Origin of the sequence: Pseudomonas sp. BAY1663, from assembly GCF_000582595.1 — a bacterium.
Taxonomy (GTDB): Bacteria; Pseudomonadota; Gammaproteobacteria; order Pseudomonadales; family Pseudomonadaceae; genus Stutzerimonas; species Stutzerimonas stutzeri_AF.
This window is the reverse complement of the sequence record NZ_AZSV01000171.1, coordinates 1-2,597: the sequence shown is the minus strand read 5'-3', so window position 1 is coordinate 2,597 and position 2,597 is coordinate 1. Positions and strand designations below refer to the sequence as shown.

The following is a 2,597-nucleotide window of genomic DNA, read 5'->3' as shown; positions in this document are numbered from 1 at the left end:
TTGTTGCCGCCGACCGAAAACTGACCCAGTAAAGGCCCTTCTGCCGACTGAAAACTGACCCAGGTGTTCAATGGCTCCTGCTCAATTTTTGAGCAGGAGAACACAGGGTGATCAGTATGGAAATGATGGGGAAAATTCGGCGGATGTATTTCCGCGACGGGCTGTCGCTGCATGAGATAGCCAAGCGCACCGGACTGTCGCGCAACACCATCCGCAAATGGGTCAGGGCGCGGAGGCCAAGCAGCCGGTGTACCGGCGCCGCGCGGTCTTCAACAAGCTCACCCCTTTTCACACCTCGCTGGAGCAGGCGCTGAAGGCCGATTCGCTGCGTCCCAGGCAGCAGCGGCGCAGTGCCAAGGCGCTGCTGGCGCAGATCAAGGCCGAGGGTTACGACGGCGGCTACAGCCAGCTCACGGCCTTTATCCGTGCCTGGCGCGGCGAGCAGGGCAAGGCGTTGCACGCCTTCGTGCCGCTGAGCTTTGCGCTCGGCGAAGCATTCCAGTTTGACTGGAGTGAGGAAGGCCTGCTGATCGGCGGCATCTACCGGCGCGTTCAGGTGGCGCACCTAAAGCTGTGCGCCAGCCGTGCATTCTGGCTGGTGGCGTATCCCAGTCAGGGCCATGAGATGTTGTTCGACGCCCATACGCGCGCATTCGGTGCTCTGGGCGGTGTGCCACGGCGCGGCATCTACGACAACATGAAGACGGCCGTGGACAGGGTCAACAAGGGCAAGGGGCGCACGGTCAATGCCCGCTTTGCGGTGATGTGCGCGCATTACCTGTTCGACCCGGACTTCTGCAATGTCGCTTCGGGCTGGGAAAAGGGCATCGTCGAGAAGAATGTCCAGGACAGCCGGCGACGTATCTGGCTGGACGCCCAGGACGAGCAGTTTCACTCCTTCGAGGCGCTCAATGCCTGGCTGGGGCAGCGCTGCCGCGCGCTCTGGAGCGAGTTGTCGCACCCGCAATACGGCGGGCTGAGCGTGGCCGAGGTGCTGGAGTTGGAGCGGGCCGAACTGATGCCCATGCCCACGCCCTTCGACGGTTATGTCGAGCGTCCGGCGCGGGTCTCCAGTACCTGCCTGGTCAGTGTGGGGCGTAACCGTTACTCGGTGCCCTGTGAATACGCCGGCCAGTGGGTCAGCTGCCGCCTGTATCCGACACGGATCGACCTGGTGGCCGATGACGTACCGATCGCCAGTCATGTCCGCCTGCTGGATCGCAACCAGGTCAGCTATGACTGGCAGCACTACATCTCGCTGATCGAGCGCAAACCGGGCGCGCTGCGCAATGGCGCGCCCTTCGCCGATCTGCCAGCGCCGCTGCGCCAGCTCAAGCATGGCCTGCGGCGTCATGCCGGCGGTGACCGGGTCATGGCGCAAGTGCTGGCTGCCGTGCCGATCGCCGGGCTCGATGCCGTGTTGGTGGCGGTCGAACTGGTGCTGGAGAGCGGCAGTCTCAGCGCCGAACACATCCTCAATGTCGTGGCTCGCCTGACCGCGGCCGTGCCGCCGGTCGCCGTCGAAACTCACCTGTCGCTCCGGGAGGCGCCCGCCGCCAACACGGCGCGTTACGACCGCCTGCGTGGCCAGGCAGAGGAGACCGGCCATGCGTGATCTGCTGGCAGAACTCAAGGAGCTGCGCCTGCACGGCATGGCCAATGCCTGGGCGGAGCTGCTCGCGCAGGGTGAGTCGGCGACGGCCGCGTCCAAGTGGCTGCTCGAGCACCTCCTGCAACAGGAGCACGCGGATCGGGCCATCCGCTCGGTGAGTCACCAGATGAACATGGCCAAGTTGCCCATGCACCGTGACCTGGCCGGCTTCGACTTCAGCGCCTCCTGCGCGGATGCGCGTCTGATCAGGGAATTGGCCAGCCTGGACTTCACCGACAGTGCGCAGAACCTGGTGCTCATCGGCGGGCCCGGCACCGGCAAGACCCATCTGGCCACCGCCCTCGCCGTGTCCGGCATCACCCAGCACGGCAAGCGCGTGCGCTTCTACTCCACGGTCGACCTCGTCAACCTGCTGGAGCGCGAGAAGCACGAAGCAAGGCCGGGCGAATCACCCAGTCACTGCTGCGCATGGACTTGGTCATCCTCGATGAGCTGGGCTATCTGCCGTTCAGCCAGGCCGGCGGCGCGCTGCTGTTTCACCTGCTGTCCAAGCTGTACGAGCACACCAGCGTGGCGATCACCACCAACCTGAGCTTCGCCGAATGGTCGAGCGTGTTTGGCGACGCCAAGATGACCACCGCCCTGCTGGATCGGCTCACCCACCACTGCCACATCATCGAAACCGGCAACGAATCCTACCGCCTGCAACACAGCAGCCTGGCGGCTCAGGCCAAGATCAAGTCACGCGAACGAAAACGCAAGGGAGGTCAGGCGCTGGAGGAGGAGCCGTTTTGAGGGTGTGAAATCAGGCCAACCAGATCCCCGCATCTGGCTGGCCTGATGTCGGAATGTCGCGTCGTCGAAATACGAATGCGGACGGGCTCGGCTGGTAGACTTATCCACAATTGCTGAAGATGAAATCAGCAATCCGCCCTGGGTCAATTTTCAATCGGCAGGGTGGGTCAGTTTTCGGTCGGCGCCAACA

The 2,597-nt window shown here is 63.8% G+C and carries 2 pseudogenes; both read left to right on the top strand.

The window, feature by feature from the left end:
• Positions 1–116 precede the first annotated feature (116 nt).
• Positions 117–1,615 (top strand): annotated as a pseudogene (gene istA / locus BAY1663_RS22445) (IS21 family transposase).
• Positions 1,608–2,407: pseudogene (istB, locus tag BAY1663_RS22440) on the top strand (IS21-like element helper ATPase IstB). The pseudogenes istA and istB overlap by 8 nt, the downstream one beginning before the upstream one ends.
• Positions 2,408–2,597: the final 190 nt, after the last annotated feature.